Here is a 21,352-nt window from a genome sequence, read left to right as displayed (position 1 = left end):
TCACGAGAGGGAGCAACACACCATGAGCCAAAACATCGTAGTCATCTCCGGCGGACTGGGCACGCCATCGACCTCCGGCCTGCTGGGTCGCCAACTCGGCGAATCCGCCGTCAGGGAACTTGCCGCCATGGGTATCCAGGCCGACCTTACGGTATTGGAGCTGCGCGACTATGCCGCCGACATCACCAACAACCTGCTCACCGGCTACGCGCCGCCGCGCCTGGCCGAGGCCATCGAATCGGTTCGCAACGCCGGCGGACTGATCGCCGTCTCCCCGGTCTTCACCGCATCGGTCTCCGGGCTCTTCAAGTCCTTCATCGATGTCCTTGACCCCACCTCGCTCGATGACAAGCCGATGATCCTGGCGGCCACGGGCGGAAGCGCACGGCACAACCTGGTCGTTGACTACGCGATGCGTCCGATATTCGCCTACCTGCGCGCCCGGATCATGCCCACCTCGATCTTTGCCTCACCCGAGGACTGGGGCGCCGACCAGGGCCACGGTGCCCTGGCCGAACGCGAGCGCCGGGCCGGAATCGAACTGGCCCAGGCCATCGCCGGACCCAACGGGGCCGCTGCGCAGACCCAGGACCTCGGCGATACCCGCTCCATTGCCCCGCGCGTGAGCGAAACCGCGAACCCGCGGGACAACATGACCTCCCTGCCCTTCGAGCAGCTGCTGGCCAACATCCAGCAGGGCTAGGCGCGCACCGGTGGCTATTGGGCAAACTCCGGATCGGTGACGTCCTTGTTGTCGCAGCCGTCGACAGCCGCCCCCATGCGGTGGATCATCCCGCCCAGGACCGGCTGCGGGGTGGCGAAGTTCAGCCGCACGAAGCCCTTCCCGCCGCTCCCGCAGGCGGTCCCGTTGATCAGTGCGACCTGGGCCTCCTTGAGAAAAAACTGGGCGGGTCCCGGGTCCAGGGCCAGGCGGGAGACATCCAGCCAGGCGAGGTACGTGCCCTGCGGGGGACGGTAGCGCACCTGTGGCAGGTGTTCCCTGATGATGTCGGAGAGCAGCATCCGGGAGTTGTCGAGGTAGCCGATGACCCCGTCGAGCCAGCCGGTGCCCGTGCGGTACGCGGCGGTGGTCGCCGCCAGCCCCACGTTGGCCGCGCCGTGTTCGGGGACCCCGCCCACCCGCTCCCACACGGTCCGGTCCGCGTCGTTGGTCAGGATGAGCTGGGCGCACTTGAGCCCGGGCAGGTTGAAGGCCTTGGTGGCGGCAACGGCGGTCACGGAGTGGGCCGCGGCCGCGGGCGAAACCGTAGCGTAGGGAACATGCGAGGAGCCGTCGAACACCAGGGGCGAATGGACCTCGTCGGCGAAGACCCTCGAGCCGGTGGCCTCGACCAGTTCGGAAATCGCCAGTAGTTCCCCGCGTGAATAGACCTTGCCGATGGGGTTGTGCGGATTCACCAGGACCAGCAGCGCGCCGCCGGCCAATGCCTGCCCCAGGGCGCTCCAGTCGATCTCCCATCCGGTGTCGGATTCAACCATGGCCACCTGGATGGAGTCGCGCCCAAAGCGCTCCGCCGTGGCGATGAAGGGCATGTAAGCGGGGGTGAGCAGCACCAGCGGAGCGTCGCGGCGGTGCCCGGGGGAGAAATGCATGATGGCCGCATCCAGTGCCGCCGCCACCGACCCCATGGGCCGCACCCGGTCGGGGTCGACCTTCCACTCAAACCTGTTGTCCAGCCAAGCCGCGGTCGCCTGCTGCATGTCGTGGACCAATGGCGTCGGCGCGTAGCCGATCAGGCCGTTGGCCAGGGTTTCCTGCGCCGCCGCAATGACGCCCGGGGCGGTCCCGAAATCCATTTCCGCCACCCATGCACCCAGCGATCCGCGGTATTCGGACCACTTCAGGGAGCCGGTCCGGCGCAATTGATCGACGGTCAGCAGGTCGAAGGGGTGGGCACTCATCTAGCCAGCTTAGACTCGTTCGGCAACGAAAGCCCCTGCGGTTTTTCTTTTCTTCTGCCCAAGGCGCAGGTTCTTCGGTAGGTTGGCTGGTGAAGCAGCATGCGTGAAGGTTCCCACCCGATGCCCCGGGAATCAACCCGGGCGTCGGTCAAGGGATGGATGCCGAACGGGGGAGCCATGGACGGGCGCAATGAAACGGTCGAGCAGCGATTGGACCGGAACTGGAACGAACTCATGCAGGAGCTGCGGGTCATGCAGACAGGGGCGCAGATCCTCGCCGCTTTCCTGGTGGTCCTGCCCTTCCAGGCCGGATTCACGGCGCTGGGCCAGGCGGAACGGACGTTCTACCTGATCCTGCTGGTGTTCTCCGCGCTGCTGATCATCCTGTTGGTCACGCCCGTTGCCGTGCACCGGCACCTCTTTGGCCAACGCGTCAAGATCACCACCGTGCACATGGGCCACGTCATTTCCAAGGTGGTCATCATCGGCGTGGGGGTGCTGGTGGCCGGGTGCGTGTGGTTCGTGGTCCAGGTCCTCTACGGCTGGGCGTTGGGCGCGCTCATCGGCGGGCTGGTGATGCTGGCTGCGGTTTTCCTGCTGGTGGTCCTGCCACGGATCATCAAACCGAAGTCCTCGATCCCCGAGGTGCCGAGCGGCGGGCCGGCATAGCGCCAGGGCCCTCCGAGGCGGGCGGTGTCGTCGCACGCCTCGGAGGGTGTCAGCCTGCGACGTGGAGCAGCGGCATCTGGTCGGCGAACCGGGACGCCCCGATGGCCACCGCGTCGGCACCCAGCTCGCTGCGCAGGACCCGGAGGGGGTTTCCCGAAATGGGCGGCGCCGCGTCGAGTGCACTCTGCATCGCAGGGTGCAGTAGATCCCACGCGGTTGCCACGCCGCCGCCGATGACCAGCGCGGATATGTCAAGAATTCCCGAGATCATGAGCGCGGCCCTGGCCAACCCGGCCCCGGCGCGTTCAAAAAGCTGCGAGGCAACGTCGTCCCCCTCCCGGGCGCGCCGGGCGACCTCCTTGGCGCTGTACCGGTTGCCGGTCTCATCGGCGTAAAGCGTCGAGATGGACCGTCCGGCAGCGATGGTTTCCAGGTGCCCGACGCGCCCGCAGCTGCACAAGCGATTGCCGAAACCCGGGATATGCCCGATCTCCGCGGCGGCGCCGTGCTCCCCGGTGTGCAGGACAGAATTCAGGACCAGGCCACCGCCGACACCCGTGCCCAGGGCGATGCCGAAGAAGTTTTCCAGGCCCCGCCCGGCTCCGAATCTTTGCTCGCCCAGGACGAAGGCTGCCACATCGTTGCCGACGTTCACCGGCATCTGGAGCGCCCCGGCGAGGCTGGCGCCCAGGGCGTAGCCCTGCCAGCCGGTGAACGAGTCACTGGCCGCAAGAACCACCCCGTTTGCGTCGATGACGCCCGCGGCACCGACGCCCGCGACCTTCGGGACCAGCCCCGAGAGCTCGGTGGCCCGGGTTGCCACCTGGAGACAGGATTCCACCATCGCATCGCCGCCGTGCTCGGCAGGTGTGTCGGTCGAGGCGCGGCCCCTCACTGTTCCTTCACTGTCCAAGATGACGGCGGAAATTCCGGTTCCGCCAATGTCGATTCCCAGTCTCGGATACACCGCTAGGAATCCTTGGAGGTGGACAGCAGGGCGAATCGGGCTTCACGCCGCTGCCTTTGCACGAGGGGGTTCGGCGAGGGCACGGATGCCAGGAGGTGTCGGGTGTAGGAAGCCTCGGGGCGCAGAAGCACCCTGGCGGTTCCCCCGCTCTCGATGACGTTCCCGTGCTGCATGACCGTCACGCGTCGGGACACGGCATGCACCACGGCAAGGTCGTGGCTGATGAACAGGCAGCCAAAGCCGTGCTCCTTTTGCAACTCCAGCAACAAGGCCAGCACCTCGTCCTGCACCGAGACATCCAATGCGCTGGTCGGCTCGTCGGCAATCAGCAATTCCGGGGCCAAGGCCAGTGCCCGGGCCAGGCCGATGCGCTGGCGCTGTCCGCCGGAGAGTTCGTGCGGGTAGCGGCTGGCGTTGGCGGCCGGGAGCCGAACGGCTTCCAGGAGCTCGCGCACGCGGACATCGCGTTCGGTACGGGCCGGGCGCCTGCCGTTGACACCGTGCATGACCAGCGGTTCGGCGATCGAGTCGCCCACGGTCATGCGCGGGTCGAGGGATCCGCCCGGATCCTGGAAAATGATGCCGATGCGCGAGCGCAACTTGCGGATCTCCCGGGTCGAGGCCTTCAGCAGGTCGGTGCCGAAGAGGGTGATCTCGCCTCCCGTCACCGGAACCAGGCCAAGCGGGGCGCGGCCGAGCGTTGACTTGCCCGATCCCGATTCGCCGACCAGGCCCACGATTTCGCCGCGGTTGATGACCAGGCCGGCCTGATTGACGGCGCGGAGCTTGCGTCCGCCGCTGGTGTAGTCCACGCAAATACCGCGCATCTCCAGCACCGGATCGATGCCCGGCACAACGTCCGGGGCATCTTCCGGGTGCGGTTCCGCGGCGCGTTCCCCGGCGGCGATGGCATCCCACCGTGCCACCGGGAGCGTCGGAACGGCGGCAAGCAGGGCCCGGGTGTAGGGCTCGGCCGGGTCGGTGAGCACCTGGACGGTGGTGCCTGTTTCGACGACCTCGCCGGCGTTCATGACGACCACGCGGTCCGACAAGTCGGCGACGACGCCCATGTTGTGGGTGATCAGCAGCAGCGCGGTGTTGGTTTCCTTCACCAGCTTGCGCAGCAGCTCCAGGATCTCGGCCTGGACCGTTACGTCGAGCGCCGTGGTCGGTTCGTCGGCGATGATCAGCGTGGGGTCGCAGGCCAGGGCGATGGCGATGACCACGCGCTGGCGCTGGCCGCCGGAAAGCTGGTGCGGGAAGTTCCTGGCCTTGACGGCGGGGTCCGGGATGCCGACCTTTTCCAGCAATGCCACGGCGCGTTCCATGGCCGCGGCATTGGAGACGCCGCGGTGGTTCAGGATGGCCTCGGCGACTTGCTTGCCGACCTTCATGGAGGGGTTCAGCGCGGTCATCGGCTCCTGGAAGACCATGGAAACCACGTTGCCGCGCATGGAGTCCATGACCGCATCCGAGGCGTTCAGGACATCCTTGCCGTCTACCTCCACCACGCCCGAGGTGTGTGCGGTGGAGGGCAGCAGGGCCATGGCGGTCAGCGAGGTGATGGTCTTGCCGCTGCCGGATTCGCCGACGACAGCCAGCACCTCGCCGCGGTCCACGGAGAAGGACACCCCGCGCACGGCGTTGACGGTGCCGTACTTGGCCTTGAAGTCCACCACGAGGTTTTCGATCTTGAGCGCCGGGACGGTTCGGGTGAGCAGGAGAGTGTTGGTCATGATTGGCCTCGTACATCAAACATGTCGCGCAGGCCGTCACCAATGAAGTTGAAGGCGCTGACGATCAAAACAATGGCAATGCCTGCGGGGAAGATCAGCCACCAGGCGCCGGAATACACGGAGGAAATGCCGTCGGTGAGCATGGCTCCCCAATCGGTGGCCGGCGGCTGCAGTCCCATGCCCAGGAAACTGACGTAGGCGATGAGCAGGATGGCATCGGCGACCTGGAAGGTCGCGTTGACCACCACGGTGCCGATGGTGTTGGGGATGATGTGGCGCAGGATCGCCCGGGAGTTGGAGCCGCCGGTGGCCTTGACGGCCAGCACGTAGTCGCGGCTTTTCAGCGACAGGGCCTCGGCGCGGGTCAGGCGGGCCGGGACCAGCCAGGACACGGCGCCGATGATCAGCACCATCATCCATTCACTAGGGCGGACGATCGCGGAGATGACCAGCAGCAGGAAGATGCCCGGGATGGCGATGCCGGCGTCGACGATGCGCATCATGGTGGCATCGACCCAGCCGCCCAGATAGCCGGCGACCGAGCCCCAGAGGGTTCCGAGGATGGTGGCGAGCACGCCCGCGGCAAGGCCAACCAGGATGGAGGTGCGGCCGGCGATCATCAGCCGGCCCAGCACGTCGTAGCCCAGGCCGTCGGTGCCCAGCAGGTGGCCGTCCTCGCCCGGCTTCAAATCCGCCTGCATGAGGTTGGTGGAGACCTGCTCCGTTTGGTAGACCAACGGCCCGATGAAGCTGAAGATCGTCAGGGCAACTACGATGACGACACCCAGGACTGCCAGCTTGTTCGAGAAGAACTGGCGCACCGCGCGGGCGGTCGGGGACTTCGGGGGAGCGGTTCGGCTCAGGGTTGTTGTACTCACTTGACACCTCCACGGGCGCGGGGATCGAGAATGAACTGGGTGATGTCTGCCAGCAGCGAGCCCATGACGGTCGCCACGGAAATGACCAGCACGCAGCCCAGCAACACCGGGAAGTCGGTGGTCTGCGCGGCGTTCCAGAAGAGCAGGCCCATGCCCGGGTAGTTGAACAGCTGCTCGACGACCAGCGCTCCGCCGAACATGACGGGCAGGTAGTAGCCGAGCATCGTCACCACGGGGGTCAACGAGTTGCGCAGCACGTGCCGGGAGATGACCTTCGCCATCGGGGTGCCCTTGGCGCGGGCGGTGCGGACGTAGTCCTCGTGCAGGTTGTCGATCGTCGACGAGCGCATGTAGCGCGAGAACGTCGCCACGCCAGCCAGGCCGCTGGTGAGGATCGGCAGGATCATCTCCCGCGGCTGGGACAGGACCTGCGCCACGGTGTCGCCCTGCGGCGCACCGGCCGGGAGCCAGCCGAGCAGCTGGGAGAAGAACATGATCAGCAACAGGCCCAGGAAGAAGCTCGGGGTGGAGTACACCACGAAGTTCAGCCCGGTCATCACGTAGTCGAAGGCTTTGTTGCGGCGCATCGCCTGGGCCATGCCCAGGGGGATGGCCACCAGCAGGGCGCCGATGATCGCGGCAACCGCCAGGACCATGGTCTTGGGAAGGCGCTGGGCGATGAGCGAGGAGACATCGGTGTTCATGACGAATGAACGACCCAGATCCCCTTGCAGCCACTGGCCCGCGTAGTTGAAGTACTGCTGGATGAGCGGCAGGTCGAAACCCTGCTCATGGTTGAAAGCCGCAATCTGGGCTTCCGTGGCCTGCTGCCCCAGGATGCCGCGGGCGGGTCCGCCGGGCAGGGCCTGGAGCAGCAGGAACACAATAACCGAGACGATCGCGATGACGACCGCCGCCTGCACAAGTCTTTTGGCCAGAAACCAACTGAACAGCCGAATCCCTGAGCCATCGCGAATGGCGGTGGTTGTACTCGACATCGACGATTCTCCCTTCTTGGTGGGCCGAAGCCCGGTTGTTGGACCGATTGGCCCGAATTACTTGTTCCAACCCCAACGCTGCGGGAAGAAGTTGGCGGTCGGATCCTGTGTGGTGCCGGTCATGCCGTCGCGGATGACCGACACCTGGTAGACCGGGTTCGGCAGCCACATCACCGGAAGCTGCTCGGCCAGCAGTGCCGAGTACTCCTGCATGGTCTTCGGGTCGTTGGTGGTCAATGCCGCGTCCATGAGCTTGTCGGCCTCGGTGTTCGAGTAGTTGCCGAAGTTGACCGAGGCCTTGGTCGCGAAGATGCGCTCACCGGTCGGGTAGGCCGGGAAGTACCAGGAGCCCGCGGCTCCGAAGTAGGAGAACTCCCAGTTGCAGTCGGCCGAATCGGCCTCGCATGGTGCGGTGCGGTTCAGCACGGTGTTCAGCGGGGCGCGGTCGAACGTGACGGCCACGCCGATGTCGCGGAAGGAGGACTGCATGGCGGCGAACTGCTTGTCCGCCTCGTCCGAGCCGGACTGGACCATCATGGTCATTTCCATCCTGGTGCCGGCCTTGACGCCTTCGCCGCACTGGTTCTCGGCGGTGCCTGCATCCTCACACACCAGCACGCCATCGGCTCCCGGCTTCCAGCCGTGGTCCGCGAAGAGGGTCTTGGCCTTTTCGGGATCGAACGGGTACGGGTTGTTCTTCTGGGCATCGGAGAGGTACGAGGACGGGATGTCCTGCGGGACCGGGCCGTAGACCGGGTTGGCCCCGTCCTTCCAGATCACCTTGGAGATGGTGGGCTGGTCGATGGCGGACTGCAGCGCCTGGCGCACGTAGAGCTGCTTGTAGGTGTCGCCCATCTTCGGGTTGTTGAAGTTGTAGGGCATGTAGGTCACCGCCCAGCCCTCCCAGGGGTCGATCTGGTAGTTGTTGGACTCGAACGAGGACTTCTGGTCCATCAGCGAGGTGGGGATGTAGCCGTAGTCGATGCCCTTGGAACGCAACAGGTTGACCTCTGCATCGGCCGAGGTGAACGGCAGCAGGTTCACGGTGGAGACCTGGGCGGCGTCCAGGCCGTCGTACTTGGCGTTCTTGCTCAGGGTGACCTTGCCGGAATTGTCGAAACCGCCCAGGGTGAACGGGCCGGAGACGACCTTCCACAGCGGGTTGGCGGCGTAGGAGGCCATGTCCTCGGAGGACTTGGCAAGGTACTCGAAGATCTTCTTGGCGCCGGCCTCGGTGCGGTCCCCGTCGCCGGCCTTGGCGTCGTCGGAGGTCTTGGCCCAGGCGTGTTGCGGCAGCGGCTTAATGCTGGTCAGCTGCGTGGAGGACATCCAGTCCTGGTTGTAGACCTTGTCGAAGGTCAGCGTGAAGGTCTTCTCATCGGTGTAGTCGATGTCGGTGATGTTGTCCGGAAGCCGGCCTTCCTTGTAGCCGCCCCAGGCCTCCTTGTTCGCCTTGACCAGGTTGAACCAGAACTCCACGTCGCGGGTGGTGATCGGCTCGCCGTCGGCCCAATGCATGTCGCGCATGTGGAAGGTGACCGACTTCCCGTCGGCCGAGTAATCCATCTTGTCGGCGATGCCGGTTTCCAAATCCAGCCTCATCTCGCCCTTGGACCCGTCGAAGGTCATCAGGGGGGACCAGAGCGCCTGGGCGATCGAGGAGTTGTGGGTGGCCATCTTGCCGGCGATGCCGATGGGAAGGATCCAGTTGGGGGTGGCGTTCGGGGGAAGTGCGTAGTTCACCGCGTCGGTGTCGACGCCGGCCGGGACGGTGGCGGCGCTGCCCGAGGTGGTTGGATCGTTGGCCGAGCCGCCGCCGGCGCAACCGGTGAGCAGCAATGCGAAAGCGGTGATGCCAGCGGCAAGCCCGACCTTCAAACGTTTGCGATCGTTGGACATTGGGTGGTCTCTCCTGAAGCTAGACGTGTTGGTGAGGAGGATGGAGCCAAAAACCTTTAATTCGATATCGAACAAAGTATCTTTCGCGATGAACGAACTATGTGTAATATAGAGCACAAGTGGCGGGTTGCGCATCTCGAGAAGGTAACGATTCCGATCGAGGGCGTACAAAGCCGCCACTGACAAGCCAAAGTCGGAATCATGACGAACAAGGGAGCGCGCCAATGAGCACCGGTGACCTAGCAGTGGACGTACTGCGGCGCATCGCCGTGGAGCCGGTGACCCGATCGGCGCTGGCCAAGGAAATCGGCCTGGCTCCCTCCACCATTTCGGCGAAGATCAACGACCTCATGGCCGCCGGGCTCGTCGAGGAGGGCGGTGCCGCGCCCTCGCGCGGGGGACGCCCCGGGCGGCTGCTGTCCCTCACCTACCGCACGGGCCGCGTGGCAGTGATCTCCATGGGGGCCAAACACGCCAACGTCGCGCTCGCCGACCTGGCCCGCGCCATCCATGTCACCTCGGCCATCACCATCGACGTGGCCCAGGGGCCCGAGGCGACGGTGGAACTCATCGCCGCCGAGGTGCGTGGCTTGCTGGCCAGCGCCGGGGGAGAGTTGCTGTCGGTGGGCATCTGCATCCCCGGGCCGGTGGACGTGGAGCGCCGCATCGTCATCGCGCCATCGCGGATGCCCGGCTGGCACAACCAAGACGTGGGGGCGCTGTTGGAAAGGGCACTGGGGGTTCCGGCCATCACCGACAACGACGCAAACCTGGCGGCCCTGGGCGAATACCTGTGCCGTCCCGATGCTGCGGCAAATTCCATCACGGTGCTGGCCGGCACAGGCGTGGGCACCGGCATCATTGCCGGCGGCGAACTCTACCGGGGTTCCACCTATGCTTCCGGGGACATCACGCACACCAAGGTCGAGGCCGCGGCCGACCGCATGTGCTCCTGCGGCAACCGCGGTTGCCTGGAAACCATTGCCTCGGGCGCCGCCATCGTGCGGGACTTGGGCAACGCCGGCATCGAGGCGAAGGACATCTTCGAGGTCCTCGAGATGGTGCGTGACGGCGACCCCACGGCCAACGGCGTGGTTCGCGAGGCGGGACGCCAGCTGGGTCTGGCCCTGAGCACCGTGGTTAATTTCTTCAACCCCGGGGACGTCTACCTCACCGGCGCGCTCTCGGCCGCCAGCGTGTACGTCGCGGCCGTCCGCTCGCAACTCTACGAACGATGCCTGCCCCTGGCCACGGCCGGGTTGCGCGTGGAGGCGACGCAGTCGGGCAACGAGGCCGGACTCATCGGCGCGGCCGAACTGGCCATCTTGCACCTGTTGAACCAGCCATCGCTTCCGGCCCGCTTCTCCGAACCGGCCGGCTGAACCGAACCGCTTTCCCGCCCACCGTCCCCTTACCCACCTTGGAACCAGGAGCCCCTTTCCCATGAGCGCAACAGCAATCCGTCCACGCATCGGCACCGGAGGCATGTCCATCGAGGCCTCCAACTTCTCCCCGCACCGCTCTGGATTCGAGGCCTTCAACTTCACACGGGGCGAGGTGCTGCTCTCTCGCTACACGGTGCTGGCGCCCGGGCACGGGAACTACGACGCGTCGGTGGCCAACGGTGCCAGCTGGGTGCCGCTGGTGCACGCCCGCTCGCTGCCCGGCGGCATGGTCGAACCGGTGGTCTACGAGTCCCTGAAGACCGAGCTGATCGAGATGATCCACGCACAGGGCCCCTTCGACGGCTTCTTCCTGGACATCCACGGCGCCATGACCGTGGTCGGCCGCCAGGACGCCGAGGCCGACCTGGCCCGCGCCGTGCGCACCGCGCTCGATGAGGTCAGCGCCAAGGCCGGCACTCCGCGCACGCTGGTTTCGGCCACCATGGACCTGCACGGCAACGTCACCGCCGACCTGGTTGAGCAGTGCGACCTGATCACCTGCTACCGCATGGCACCACACGAGGACGAGCAGGAAACCAAGACCCGTGCCATGGCCAACTTGATCACCAGGCTTCTCGAGGGGACCGGCGCACCGGCCAAGGCCTACGTGCGCATCCCGGTGCTGCTGCCCGGTGAAAAGACCTCCACCCGGCTGGAACCGGCCAAGGGAATCTACGAGGCGATCCTGCCCATCGAGTCCTCGACCGGCATTGTCGACGCCTCCATCTGGGTCGGCTACGCCTGGGCCGACGAGCCGCGCTGCTACGCCACCGTCGTGGTGACCGGGGACGACGCCGAGCTGGCCGGTGCCAAGGCCACCGAGCTGGCCACCAGCTACTGGGATGCCCGCTCCGACTTCGAGTTCGTGGCCCCCGCCGCGGACCTTGACACCTGCCTGGCCGCAGCCCTGGCACCTGGCGCCAAGCGACCCTACCTGCTCTCGGACTCGGGCGACAACCCGACCGCCGGCGGCTCCGGGGACGTCACCTGGACGCTGACCCGGTTGATCGACGACCCGCGCTTCGGCCAGGGTGGACCGCGCACCGTGGTGGCCTCTGTCTTCGACAAAGACGCGGTCGCCGCATGCTTCGCCGCCGGGACGGGCTCGGACATCGAGGTTGCCGCCGGCGCCCTGGTCGACCACGTGCACTCGGGACCGGCCATGCTCGCGGGCACCGTGCTGCACCTGGCCGAGGGCGATGACACCTCCGGCCGCGTCGCGGTGGTCAAGGTCGGCTCCGTCGAGGCCATCATCACCGAACGCCGCAAGCCCTACCACAGGATCTCCGACTTCGCCGCTGCCGGACTCACTGTCACAGACGCAGACATCGTCGTGGTGAAGATCGGCTACCTGGAGCCCGAGCTCTTCGACCTGGCCGCCGACTGGATGCTGATGCTCACCCCCGGCGGCGTGGACCAGGACCTGGTCCGCCTGGGGCACGGGAACATCGACCGCCCCATGTACCCGTTCGACACCGACATGGCCGTCCCGGACCTCACCGCCATCTTGTTCCCGGCAGTCCCCGCCGGAGCCTAGGCCATGACGAAACTTGAGATTGCGGTCCAGGATGCTGCAGGCGCGCGTATCGCCCTGGACCACGGCGCCGACCGCGTCGAGCTGTGCGCCGCGCTGGTCACCGGGGGGTTGACCCCGTCGATGGGAACCATCGAAGCGGCTGTTGCCACGGGCATCGGCGTGCACGTGCTGATCCGCCCGCGCGGAGGCGGGTACACCTACTCCCCGGCCGAGGTCGAACTGATGGCCGGCGACATCACCCACGCCGCCCACGCGGGCGTGGCCGGCGTCGTGATCGGCGCGCTGACCGAGGGCGATGCCGCACTGGACCTCGAGGTGCTCTCGACCCTGGCCGCCGCCGCGCACCTGGTCAACCAGGACGTCGAAATCACCGTCCACCGCTGCGTGGACGTGCTGCTGGAGAACGGGATGCCCGTCGCCGAACTCATCGGCCAGCTTCGCGCGGTGGGCGCACACCGGATCCTGACCTCGGGAGGCGCCACGGCGTCGGGCGCGGGTGCACAAACGCTGCACCGGCTGCGTGCCGAAGCCGCGGGAAGCCCGCAGATCCAGGCCGGCGGCGGCGTGAAGCTCGAGGACATCCCCGCCCTGGCCGGGCTGGACGGCATCCACCTCTCCGCGCGCACCCAGGCCACGCGGGGAGCCTCGGGTCCCGGCGGCGGGGACTCGGCGTTCGACGTGACCAGCGCGGAGCTGGTTGCCGCGGCCGCCGCGGCCCTGGCAGCATGCCGGTAGCGCCCCGGACGACTGGGGCGGTGCCGCGCGGCGCAGACACAAAGCCGGCGCGAATGTGACCCCGGTGACGTATTGGCTAACATGTTCAGGGTGCGACCCCGTGCCGGAAGGCCTTGGCCGGGGGAGCCACGTGACGTGCATCCAGAACTTCAGAAGGGGCCCAGGCCAGCATGCTCAACGATGAGACCATCACCCGGATAGCCGATGAACTCGTGCAGGCGGGCCACGACCGCGTGCCGGTCAAGCGCCTGACCGCCCGCTTCCCCGAAATGACGGTGGAGGACTCCTACCGGGTCCAGAACCTCTGGCGACAGCGCTCCGAGGCCAACGGCCGCGTCCTGGCCGGCCGCAAGATCGGCCTGACCTCCCGCGCCATGCAAATGGCCACCGGCATCACCGAACCCGACTACGGGATAATCTTCGATGACATGGTGCTCGACTCGGGCTGCACCATCGAGTGGGACAAGTACACCCACCCGCGCGTGGAGATGGAGCTCGCGTTCAAGCTCAACAAGGACGTGGAGGGCCCCAACGCCAACATCTTCGACGTCCTCAACGCCACCGAGTACGTCATCCCCGCCCTGGAGATCCTGGACTCGCGCATCGAGATGGAGGGCCGCACCATCGTGGACACCATTTCCGACAACGCGGCCATGGGCGCCATGGTCATCGGCGGCAACCCGATGAAGCCGCAGGACATCGACCTGCGCTGGGTCTCGGGCATCCTGTTCAAGAACCAGGTCGTCGAGGAGACCGGCGTCGCCGCCGGCGTGCTGAACCACCCGGCCGCCGGCGTCTACTGGCTGGCCAACAAGATCGCCGCCCACGGCGACAAGCTCAACGCCGGGGAAATCATCCTGGCCGGGTCCTTCACCCGCCCGATGTGGGTGGACAAGGGCGACACCGTCTTTGCCGACTACGGACGAATGGGGACCGTGACATGCCATTTCTCATAGAACCGGACCCGTCCTTCAAGGACGCGCTCAACCACGCCGACCACGCGCTGTCGGGGATCTGGGTGTGCTCCGGCTCCCCGCTGGTCGCCGAGATCTGCGCCGGCGCCGGATTCGACTGGATCTTCATTGACGCCGAGCATTCGCCCAACGGGCTTGAGTCGATCCTGGGCCAGTTGCAGTCGGTGCGCGGCTACCCGGTCATCCCGGTGGTCCGTCCGCCGGTCAACGACACCGTGGTCATCAAGCAGTACCTGGACCTGGGCGTGCAGTCGCTGATCATCCCCATGGTCAACAACGCCGAGCAGGCCCGCGCCGCGGTGGCAGCCTGCCACTACCCGCCGACGGGCGTGCGCGGCGTTGGGTCGGCGCTGGCCCGGTCGGCACGCTGGAACCGGATCCCGGACTACCTGGAACGCGCCGGGGAGACCCTGACGCTGATGGTGCAGATCGAATCGGCCGAGGCGGTGGCCAACGTCAAGGAAATCGTGGAAACCGAGGGCGTGGACGGCATTTTCATCGGCCCCTCCGACCTGGCCGCCTCGATGGGAGTGATCGGGCAGCAGGACCACCCCGACGTGGTCGCAGCGGTGGAGACCGCCATCGCCGCGGGCAAGGCGGCGGGCAAGTACGTCGGCGTCAACGCCTTCGCCGAAGCGCCAGCCAAGCGCTACATCGAGCTCGGCGCCCACTACGTGGGCGTCGGCGCTGACGTGGCGCTGCTGGCCCGCGGCACCGAGGCGCTGGCCGCAAGGTTCCGGCCCGGCGCCGCGGGCCCGGCGGGGACCCCCGCCAGCTACTGAGAACCGGGCCGCCGCCCGGGCATATGGCGAGCGGTCCTGTTCGGGGAGCGGTTCATTCACTCCTCGTGCGGGGCCGCTGGCCATTTGTCCCTGCAAGGCCGCCCGGAAGGTTTCCGGCCGCCGGCCGGCCGTCACGAGCGCGTGGCCAAAACCGATAGGCTCGCTTGAATGGACCTTTCCCTTATTTTGCTGGTGCTCGGCCTGGTCGTGGTCGGTGCAATCGCGCAGCGCGTGGCGGGGCTCGGGTTCGCGATGCTTGTCTCCCCGTTCCTGGTCATCGCCCTGGGCGCACACGAGGGCGTGTTCCTGGTGAACATCTGCGGCGTGCTTTCCTCGGCGATCATCATGCCGCGGGTGTGGAGGGATATCGACTGGTCGATGTTCCGCTGGCTGTGCTCCTTCAGCGTCTTCGGCTCGGTGGCCGGGGCGCTCATGGCCGGGGGACTGCCCTCGGCCCCGTTGTCGATCATCGTCGGCGCCACGGTGCTCGCCGCCCTGCTGCTGTCGCTGATCCTGGTGCGCGCCAACGTCACCGTCTCCGGACAGGTCCCCAAGGCCAGCGCCGGGTTCCTCTCCGGACTCACCAACTCGCTGGCCGGCGTGGGCGGACCGGCGGTGAGCGCCTATGCGGTGCTGGCCCGCTGGCCGCAGCGCCCCTTCGCCGCGACGCTGCAGCCCTTCTTCGTGGTGACCGGGATGGTCACCATCGCCATGAAGTTCGTCACCACCCCCGATGCCCTGCCGCCGCTTCCGGTGTGGGCCTGGATCGGGGTCGCCGTGTTCATCTGGGCGGGCGTGCTCATCGGCGAACAGGTGCAGCGCGTGGTCTCCGACCGGCACGCACGCTTCTTTGTGCTTTGCTGCGCCTTCTTCGGCGCCATCACCGCCCTGGTCAGCGGGCTGCGCGCGCTCTAGGAACGCGGTGCCCGCCGCGTCAATCAGTGGTGCGCAGGCACATCGGTGGGACGATGGAAAACAATGAGTGAGAAGAAAAAGCAGCCGCCCGCCGCGGCGGCACTGAACGCGGCGCGCCAGCGGCTGAGCACCGGCTGGCCCATGCCGCTATTCCTGCAGGGAGCCTTCGAGTTCATGCAGGCCGCCCTGTTCTCGGCCTTCCTGGTGGTCATCCCGTGGTTCGCCGTGTGGTTCAGCGGGGGCTTCGCCAACCGCAGCATCGAATCGGTGCTGCAGATGGGCGGGCAGATCTGGCTCCTGATCCACGCGGTCCCGCTGAACCTGTTGCAGGTGGGCACCGGGACCGACCCCTCGCAGGGCTCGGCCGTGCTGGATTTCATCCCGCTGGGGCTGACCCTCATCCCGTTCTTCCTGTGCTGGCGGGCCGGGCGGCGCATTGCGCGGGCCTCCTACACCGACTCGTTGTGGCAGGGCATCCTCGGGGCGCTGGGCATCTACCTGCTCTGCGGGCTGTTCACCGGCTTCCTGGTGAACAACGAGGAGGCCAGCGTCTCGCTGCTGGCCGCCACCCTCATCCCGCTGATCCCCGCCGGGGCGGGCGTGATCACCGGCGCCCGCCGCGAGTCCGGCTCCTGGGGTCGGCTGATCGGCTTCGACGCCGCGGCCTGGATCTCCAAGACCTCCCAGCACTCGCGGTGGGCGGGATCCTACGTCTGGGCGGTGCTCTGCGGCGGCACCCTGGCCTACCTGCTCACCTTCGCGCTGGCATCCCTGCTGCTGGCGATCAACCTCGCGGTGCACTGGGTCGATGTCTCCAACGTGTACCAGCAGCTGCGCCCCGGACCCATCGGATCGGCCGTGCTGACCCTGGGCCAGCTGGGCGTCATGCCGAACCTGGCCCTGTGGACCCTGGCGTGGATCACCGGTGGCGGCATCACCCTGGGCGTGGGCAGCACGCTGTCCACGCTGGAAACCACCGTGGGCCCGCTGCCGGCGGTGCCGGTGCTCGCGGCGCTGCCCTCCGGGGACCTTGACTACGCCTGGGCGTTCATGCTGCTGCCGGTGTTCGCCGGGTTCATGGCCGGCTGGTATTTCCTGCGGGTGGGGGAGAACCACCTGGACGACTGGGTGTCGCTGCGCATCCGCACCCGATGGCTGTCGCTCGGGCTCTCCACGGTCGCCCTGGGCGTGTTCGTCGGCACCTTTGCCGGTGCCCTGTCCCTGGTCGGTTCCTGGCTGGCCGGCGGGTCGCTGGGCATCGGGCGGTTCACCGAGGTGGGGCCCGACATCCTGTTGACGGCCGTGCTGCTTGCGGCGCAGGTGGCACTGGGCACCGCGATCGGGTACCTGGTCTCCCCGCTGCTCGAGCACGATCCGGTGCTCGACCGCTAGCGCGGCCTGCCGACGCCCAAATCGTGGTGCAGGTGGTGCGCCGCATCGTGCCACGCGTATTGGGCCAACGTGGCGGTGGTGAACACCGCGCCATTGGACCTCGTCCCCATCCGCGGCAGTTGCGCGTCGGTCAGCGCCTCCAGCGCGTCGGCAAAGGACGCCGCGGAGTCCTCCAGCCTCCGGGCCACCTCGGCGGCGGGGATCGCCGCGTAGTCCGCGCGCACCGCCGCCTCGTTCTGGTCCCAGCTGGCGAACGTCGGGGCGTCCGACTCCAGCATCAGGGCCAGCCGCGCGTTCATCACCTGGAGCATTTCCGCCACGTGCGCGCAATACTCGTGCGTGCTCCACACCCCGGGGTCCTTGCGCACCCCTGCATCCGGTGCCGCCAGCGCGCGGGTGTAGTGCGGGACGGATTCGCGCAGCAGCGCGGCGACCTGCCCGGGGTTCAGCGCCCGCACATCGATCCCGCATTCGCCGCAGGGCTCAGAGAGCACCACGGTCCAGTCCTTGGTGTCGGGGGTTGGCTGGTCATTCATGGGTCGATCCTCGATTCATTGGGGGCCAAGTGGTCCCGGAAATCCTGGGTGCAGGCGGTCTCGGAGCGCAGGGTCAGCGCATCGGCGCGGCACTGCTGGTACTGCAGCGACGGCCCGAGGAACACCAGCTGCCCTGCCAGCAGCACGGCAACGAGCCCGCAGGCGACCGTCGCCACGGGCACCGCCAGCCTCAGCATGCCGGCGGCGGGATTGCCGAACGCCTTCAGGGAAGTCAGCACGCCCAGGACGAATCCGGCCACGGCGAAGGGCAGCCCGGCGAGCCGAAACGGCAACGGCAGGTACCAGCCCGCCAGCGTGCAGGCCATGGCGACGACGGTGGCACCTACCCAGGGCAGCAGCGGGCGGGCTGCATCCGGTGCGTCCCGGCGGGTGTTGCTGGCCATGACACCCACACTAGCCCCCCGCTCCCGTTCGTTACATGGATTAGGTCGCCGCCGACAACCAATATTCCTCGAGATCGAACTCAAAGTTCGAATAACATATTCCAAAGCGTCCGAGGTGCCAGCCTATGAGCAAGTTATTCACAAAAATAGAAAATGGAGGGAATGCCTTGAAAGTAACTGGCTCTGGCCGCAGCACTTGTGCCCATCTTGCTTGCCGGATAGCAACCACCGCAACTTCCGGTGAGAGCGCTCCCGCGTTGGTCGAACTGTCGGTGTCACCTAGGGCAACTCTGGAACTTGAAACTTCTACAGTTGAAACCAGTGCTGCGGCACCAAAGAATCCGCCAATTCTTGCAGTTCTGAAGTGTTCAGCTGGTTGCAGAGAAGGCCGGCATGTGGTTAACGCAGTGGGTGGGGCCGGGTTAGCAGTCCAGTGGATATCTCATAGCTGTTGGACTGCTGACCGGGGCCCAGCCACTTCTGCATAGTCGATAAGTTCTCGGTGCGTGCAACGGCTGCATCAAGTTCAGCGTGATGCACCTGTTGTATGCGGTGGCCTACTATTTCATCTGAGTCAAGTTAGTGGTCATGGCTTGTATCTTTTCAGCCCAGGATTTATGTTCGGCCAGCGATTTGTCTGAAGCTTCCTTGGCTTCGCGCACCTGATCCATCTCAACGCGCATGGCGTCGATCTGGTTCTGTAGTCCGCTGATGAGCCTTTCCTGCTGGTCACGTTCTTCCTTGACAGCAATATCGGCGCCGAGGATGCGCCTGATTGCGTCGAGCTGCTCTTCCGGGGTCATCTCGCTTACCGTTGCATCATCGTCGTCATCGCGCTGTGGGTCTTGCGCGCGTGCCTCGATGATTGCGCTAGCAATGCTCTCAGGCGTAGTCAGACCTATTTCCATAGCCTTAGCGATTTCGTTGGCCAGACGGGTGATCCGGGTACTTTCTCGCGGTGTTGGTTCCCACGAAAGACCCATCACGACATTTCGGTTGGTCCTGGCTGCAGCTTTTTGGCGGTCTTCAACAGAATGCTTCCCCATGTGCCCGTTGATGCTGCGGTGGCTGTTGCGCTCAAAATCGCATAATGCGCAACGGAACCCTTTGTTACCGTCCGCGTATTCTACTTCGAGGATCGCGGAAGAGTCACGCAGAACACCATAGTTCTGGGTCTGGTATTCCTTCACTCCGTAGGGCTTGATGCTTTTCACCTTACGATTTTCCCCAGGAGCCGGTGGTAAAGGCGCTGTAGGCGATGCTGAGAGTAGTTCTGTCTCACCCGGTGTGCCATCGAAAGGGTCGGCAGGTGTTGATTCTTCCGGGGGTGCTGTCTTGTCTACTTCCAACGGCAAGTAGCCGTCACTTTCCGCGTGCTCATCGGCAAAGGAAAGACATACTTCAGCGTACTGCTCCCCTCGTTTCAGATATTCAATACGCTGATCCGGGCTTGGAAGGAACGCTTTGACGATCTGATTGAACGTGCTTCGGAATTGCGCGTCTTTGGGGATGGTGAACTTTTTTCCTTGTTCCGTCGCGGAAATGATCTGGAACTTGCTCTCAGATGTACGTTCTATCCGGCATTGGACAGAGTGCGCGTAGATCAACAGGGCGTATGTTTCGCGGGGAACTTCTGAAGCATTAACACGAAAAGCGGGGTTTTCTTCGACTTTTCGATTGAGAGCTTTTTCGACATGTGCCTTAGGGGTGGTTAAGGGCTTATTTCTGGTGGGCGTAGCCAAGGTAGATTCCTCTTAATTTGTGGATTTGTTGTCTAGGTGGGCGCCGATATAGCCGATTGTGACGAGCCCATTGGTTGCCCATGTGTCCTCAAAATGGAGGCGTGGTGAGCGCCCGCGTCCGGTTGCTAGCGGAACGTGCGCGTACATGATCAGCTGGCCTGAAGGGTCTATTTCCGCTGGAACAGTGAAGGTTCTCTGTTCGCGCATTCTTTGGTTCTGTTGAACTGTGTCGGATTCGTGGGCGCTGATCTGTCGAATACGCATGAAGTGTCCGTGTTCGGGGTTTCGCTGGTATTGGAAGATTCCACCGTCGAAGTCCTTGTTGGTTCGAGCCTGAGCGTATGCGTCGAAGGTGCGTAGTACTTCCCAGGTCTTTTGGACTACGCTGACCCCAAGATCGGTGAATTCGTCGAGTTCTCTGGTTGTCTCCGCATCACCACAGTAAAGAATTCCGGGAATCTCACCGATTCGATCTAGTAGTTCAGTGAAGGTCTGTGGCGGTTTCGCTGATTCAAGATGAGGTTCGGCGATGAGGTAGGCAGACTCGTCGCCTCCATCCCAGAGCTTTCTTTTAAGGACCCGGTTATCGGCATGGATGCGGTCTAACTGGTCTTGCTGGGAAGACAATTCAAGGTTGAGAAGTTCATTGTCTGCTATTAAGTTTTTGAGATGCTTCTCGGCATCCGCGGTGCGACTGCGTAGCTCGCTGTTCTCCTGATCCGACATTTCAAGAAGTTCGGCCAGTTCCTTGTTCTCATCCTGAAGTTCAGGGGATACCGAGTTGTTCTCAAGTCCAGCCGATGATTGGTGCTGTCGAACGACCTTGCGGAACGCCACATCAGCCTGACGCAAAACTTCCGGTAACTCCGCGCTGGCAAGTTCTGCGACAAGCGACCGACGAAGAATCAAGTTCAGCCTCTTGGAATGCTCACCCACGATTCGATGATGCTGCATGATTCGGTGAACATAACCGTCCAAAGGGTTCTCAAAATTTACCCCCGTCTTGTAGGTGCGAATTGCACCCGGCATGAGTCCGTGCGCTGTTCCCGCCCACTCATTGAAAGCGCCCAGCTTCTCAGGTGCGATCATGTGAACGCTGGTAAGCCCCTGCGTTCCACGTAGAACGTCTCGAAGGGTCTCTTGCCACCGCGCAGGCGTATGCTCAATTGGCGGACTGCTGACAAGTACCATGCCTCGCCGGTCAACGTCTTGAATCGAGTTCAGCACAAGGTCTAATGACTCTGCGGAATCAGCGAGCGAGTGAACAGTGGGAAGCAGGGTTTGCCCGTCATAGAATTCCACCGCGTCGAGCAAACTTTTTACAAAAGCTGGTGTGGCGGTATCGCGTGGTCTTTCTCCGTAACGGCCCTTTTCTAGTGGCGGGTGAATATCGGCTAAAAACCACACGGTTTCACCGTTTGTGGTGAGCGTAATGTGAGTTTTGGCTGTTTGGTTCAGTCCGTCTTCCTGCCACGGCGCTTTATCCCACTGCTCGGTGTATACCCAGCGGAAGGCTTTCGTGCCACCGTCGAGTAGGCGGTACTGATGTTGAAGCGTGTGGCCTTTATCGCTGTCAGACTTCCGTTCAGGTTCTGGCAGATCATCGAATCCTTTGGACTTGAACCAGCTTTCTAGGATGCCTGTAATCTTCCGCTCAGCGTCACGTGTGCTGGTAGACGCGAGCGTTCTAAACCCAATCAATGAATCCCTCATAATTTTGTGGTTTTATGTAACCTATTTATCCGTATTTACGGACATTTCTAGCTCTACTTTATCTGGGTCCACCTGGGCAAACTGTGTCACACCGTGGATTCTAGTTC

Annotated in this window: 19 protein-coding genes; 9 read left to right on the top strand and 10 right to left on the bottom strand. The window is 64.9% G+C overall.

The genetic code is table 11. The annotated features are described in order from the left end of the window. The first annotated feature begins 22 nt into the window (after positions 1-22). Complete coding sequence (locus AC6CHY_RS08875; RefSeq protein ID WP_217388535.1) at positions 23-703, top strand: CE1759 family FMN reductase; 681 nt, start codon at positions 23-25, stop codon at positions 701-703. A gap of 14 nt (positions 704-717) precedes the next feature. Here AC6CHY_RS08875 and AC6CHY_RS08870 read toward each other — a convergent pair whose 3' ends face one another. Further along, complete coding sequence (locus tag AC6CHY_RS08870; RefSeq protein ID WP_498226547.1) at positions 718-1,923, bottom strand: MalY/PatB family protein; 1,206 nt, start codon at positions 1,921-1,923, stop codon at positions 718-720. 120 nt (positions 1,924-2,043) lie between these two features. Between AC6CHY_RS08870 and AC6CHY_RS08865 the strand changes: the two genes are divergently transcribed. Continuing rightward, the gene (locus AC6CHY_RS08865) at positions 2,044-2,592 is read left to right on the top strand and encodes a DUF6328 family protein (RefSeq protein WP_498226546.1); all 549 of its coding nucleotides are present in this window, start codon (positions 2,044-2,046) and stop codon (positions 2,590-2,592) included. Between the two features lie 49 nt (positions 2,593-2,641). On the opposite strand, the gene AC6CHY_RS08860 is transcribed toward AC6CHY_RS08865, so the two are convergent. Genes AC6CHY_RS08860 through AC6CHY_RS08840 form a run of 5 tightly spaced genes read right to left on the bottom strand, consistent with a single transcriptional unit; the run spans position 2,642 to position 9,070 of the window. After that, a complete protein-coding gene (locus AC6CHY_RS08860; protein WP_498226545.1) occupies positions 2,642-3,559 on the bottom strand; it encodes an ROK family protein in 918 nt (305 codons plus the stop codon). Between the two features lie 2 nt (positions 3,560-3,561). Then, positions 3,562-5,295, bottom strand: a complete 1,734-nt coding sequence (locus tag AC6CHY_RS08855; protein ID WP_498226544.1) for an ABC transporter ATP-binding protein — start codon at positions 5,293-5,295, stop codon at positions 3,562-3,564. After that, positions 5,292-6,173, bottom strand: coding sequence for an ABC transporter permease (locus tag AC6CHY_RS08850; RefSeq protein WP_498226543.1), 882 nt, complete (start codon positions 6,171-6,173; stop codon positions 5,292-5,294). Before AC6CHY_RS08850 ends, AC6CHY_RS08855 begins: the two co-directional genes overlap by 4 nt. Further along, positions 6,170-7,171 (bottom strand): ABC transporter permease, encoded by a 1,002-nt coding sequence (locus AC6CHY_RS08845; RefSeq protein WP_498226542.1) that lies wholly within the window; start codon positions 7,169-7,171, stop codon positions 6,170-6,172. Before AC6CHY_RS08845 ends, AC6CHY_RS08850 begins: the two co-directional genes overlap by 4 nt. Before the next feature lie 57 nt (positions 7,172-7,228). Beyond that, positions 7,229-9,070 carry a peptide ABC transporter substrate-binding protein gene (locus AC6CHY_RS08840; protein ID WP_498226541.1) on the bottom strand — a complete coding sequence of 614 codons (1,842 nt, stop codon included), beginning with the start codon at positions 9,068-9,070 and terminating at the stop codon, positions 7,229-7,231. Positions 9,071-9,294: 224 nt separating this feature from the next. Between AC6CHY_RS08840 and AC6CHY_RS08835 the strand changes: the two genes are divergently transcribed. The 7 genes from AC6CHY_RS08835 (at position 9,295) to AC6CHY_RS08805 (ending at position 16,850) form a co-directional block, all read left to right on the top strand. Next, complete coding sequence (locus AC6CHY_RS08835; RefSeq protein WP_498226540.1) at positions 9,295-10,452, top strand: ROK family protein; 1,158 nt, start codon at positions 9,295-9,297, stop codon at positions 10,450-10,452. A 61-nt stretch (positions 10,453-10,513) separates the two neighbouring features. Then, positions 10,514-12,052, top strand: coding sequence for a M81 family metallopeptidase (locus tag AC6CHY_RS08830; RefSeq protein ID WP_498226539.1), 1,539 nt, complete (start codon positions 10,514-10,516; stop codon positions 12,050-12,052). A gap of 3 nt (positions 12,053-12,055) precedes the next feature. Continuing rightward, the gene (locus AC6CHY_RS08825; RefSeq protein WP_498226538.1) at positions 12,056-12,787 is read left to right on the top strand and encodes a copper homeostasis protein CutC; all 732 of its coding nucleotides are present in this window, start codon (positions 12,056-12,058) and stop codon (positions 12,785-12,787) included. 170 nt (positions 12,788-12,957) lie between these two features. Then, complete coding sequence (gene hpaH / locus AC6CHY_RS08820) at positions 12,958-13,743, top strand: 2-oxo-hept-4-ene-1,7-dioate hydratase (protein ID WP_217388537.1); 786 nt, start codon at positions 12,958-12,960, stop codon at positions 13,741-13,743. Further along, complete coding sequence (locus AC6CHY_RS08815) at positions 13,728-14,543, top strand: aldolase/citrate lyase family protein (protein WP_498226537.1); 816 nt, start codon at positions 13,728-13,730, stop codon at positions 14,541-14,543. Before hpaH ends, AC6CHY_RS08815 begins: the two co-directional genes overlap by 16 nt. Before the next feature lie 168 nt (positions 14,544-14,711). Continuing rightward, complete coding sequence (locus AC6CHY_RS08810; protein WP_217388539.1) at positions 14,712-15,458, top strand: sulfite exporter TauE/SafE family protein; 747 nt, start codon at positions 14,712-14,714, stop codon at positions 15,456-15,458. A gap of 63 nt (positions 15,459-15,521) precedes the next feature. Beyond that, complete coding sequence (locus tag AC6CHY_RS08805) at positions 15,522-16,850, top strand: cell division protein PerM (protein WP_498226536.1); 1,329 nt, start codon at positions 15,522-15,524, stop codon at positions 16,848-16,850. Here AC6CHY_RS08805 and AC6CHY_RS08800 read toward each other — a convergent pair. The 4 genes from AC6CHY_RS08800 to AC6CHY_RS08785 form a co-directional block, all read right to left on the bottom strand. Next, the gene (locus AC6CHY_RS08800; protein WP_498226535.1) at positions 16,847-17,386 is read right to left on the bottom strand and encodes a DinB family protein; all 540 of its coding nucleotides are present in this window, start codon (positions 17,384-17,386) and stop codon (positions 16,847-16,849) included. The genes AC6CHY_RS08805 and AC6CHY_RS08800 overlap by 4 nt on opposite strands. Beyond that, complete coding sequence (locus AC6CHY_RS08795) at positions 17,383-17,790, bottom strand: hypothetical protein (protein ID WP_498226534.1); 408 nt, start codon at positions 17,788-17,790, stop codon at positions 17,383-17,385. Before AC6CHY_RS08795 ends, AC6CHY_RS08800 begins: the two co-directional genes overlap by 4 nt. A 560-nt stretch (positions 17,791-18,350) precedes the next feature. Then, positions 18,351-19,532, bottom strand: coding sequence for a hypothetical protein (locus AC6CHY_RS08790; protein WP_498226533.1), 1,182 nt, complete (start codon positions 19,530-19,532; stop codon positions 18,351-18,353). A 12-nt stretch (positions 19,533-19,544) separates the two neighbouring features. Then, complete coding sequence (locus AC6CHY_RS08785) at positions 19,545-21,245, bottom strand: hypothetical protein (RefSeq protein WP_498226532.1); 1,701 nt, start codon at positions 21,243-21,245, stop codon at positions 19,545-19,547. Positions 21,246-21,352 lie beyond the last annotated feature (107 nt).

The organism is Paeniglutamicibacter sp. GQ140 (assembly GCF_059759235.1).
Note: the sequence above shows the minus strand (reverse complement) of the source record. Positions and strands in the feature narration are given on the sequence as shown.

Excerpts from the sequence above, each read along its gene's own strand:
- AC6CHY_RS08855 (WP_498226544.1), bottom strand. The coding sequence starts at position 5,295 with ATGACCAACACTCTCCTGCTCACCCGAACCGTCCCGGCGCTCAAGATC.
- AC6CHY_RS08805 (WP_498226536.1), top strand. The coding sequence starts at position 15,522 with ATGAGTGAGAAGAAAAAGCAGCCGCCCGCCGCGGCGGCACTGAACGCG.
- AC6CHY_RS08810 (WP_217388539.1), top strand. The coding sequence starts at position 14,712 with ATGGACCTTTCCCTTATTTTGCTGGTGCTCGGCCTGGTCGTGGTCGGT.
- AC6CHY_RS08875 (WP_217388535.1), top strand. The coding sequence starts at position 23 with ATGAGCCAAAACATCGTAGTCATCTCCGGCGGACTGGGCACGCCATCG.
- AC6CHY_RS08845 (WP_498226542.1), bottom strand. The coding sequence starts at position 7,171 with ATGTCGAGTACAACCACCGCCATTCGCGATGGCTCAGGGATTCGGCTG.
- AC6CHY_RS08825 (WP_498226538.1), top strand. The coding sequence starts at position 12,056 with ATGACGAAACTTGAGATTGCGGTCCAGGATGCTGCAGGCGCGCGTATC.
- AC6CHY_RS08865 (WP_498226546.1), top strand. The coding sequence starts at position 2,044 with ATGCCCCGGGAATCAACCCGGGCGTCGGTCAAGGGATGGATGCCGAAC.
- AC6CHY_RS08870 (WP_498226547.1), bottom strand. The coding sequence starts at position 1,923 with ATGAGTGCCCACCCCTTCGACCTGCTGACCGTCGATCAATTGCGCCGG.
- AC6CHY_RS08815 (WP_498226537.1), top strand. The coding sequence starts at position 13,728 with ATGCCATTTCTCATAGAACCGGACCCGTCCTTCAAGGACGCGCTCAAC.
- AC6CHY_RS08785 (WP_498226532.1), bottom strand. The coding sequence starts at position 21,245 with ATGAGGGATTCATTGATTGGGTTTAGAACGCTCGCGTCTACCAGCACA.
- AC6CHY_RS08800 (WP_498226535.1), bottom strand. The coding sequence starts at position 17,386 with ATGAATGACCAGCCAACCCCCGACACCAAGGACTGGACCGTGGTGCTC.
- AC6CHY_RS08835 (WP_498226540.1), top strand. The coding sequence starts at position 9,295 with ATGAGCACCGGTGACCTAGCAGTGGACGTACTGCGGCGCATCGCCGTG.
- AC6CHY_RS08830 (WP_498226539.1), top strand. The coding sequence starts at position 10,514 with ATGAGCGCAACAGCAATCCGTCCACGCATCGGCACCGGAGGCATGTCC.
- AC6CHY_RS08840 (WP_498226541.1), bottom strand. The coding sequence starts at position 9,070 with ATGTCCAACGATCGCAAACGTTTGAAGGTCGGGCTTGCCGCTGGCATC.
- AC6CHY_RS08795 (WP_498226534.1), bottom strand. The coding sequence starts at position 17,790 with ATGGCCAGCAACACCCGCCGGGACGCACCGGATGCAGCCCGCCCGCTG.
- hpaH (WP_217388537.1), top strand. The coding sequence starts at position 12,958 with ATGCTCAACGATGAGACCATCACCCGGATAGCCGATGAACTCGTGCAG.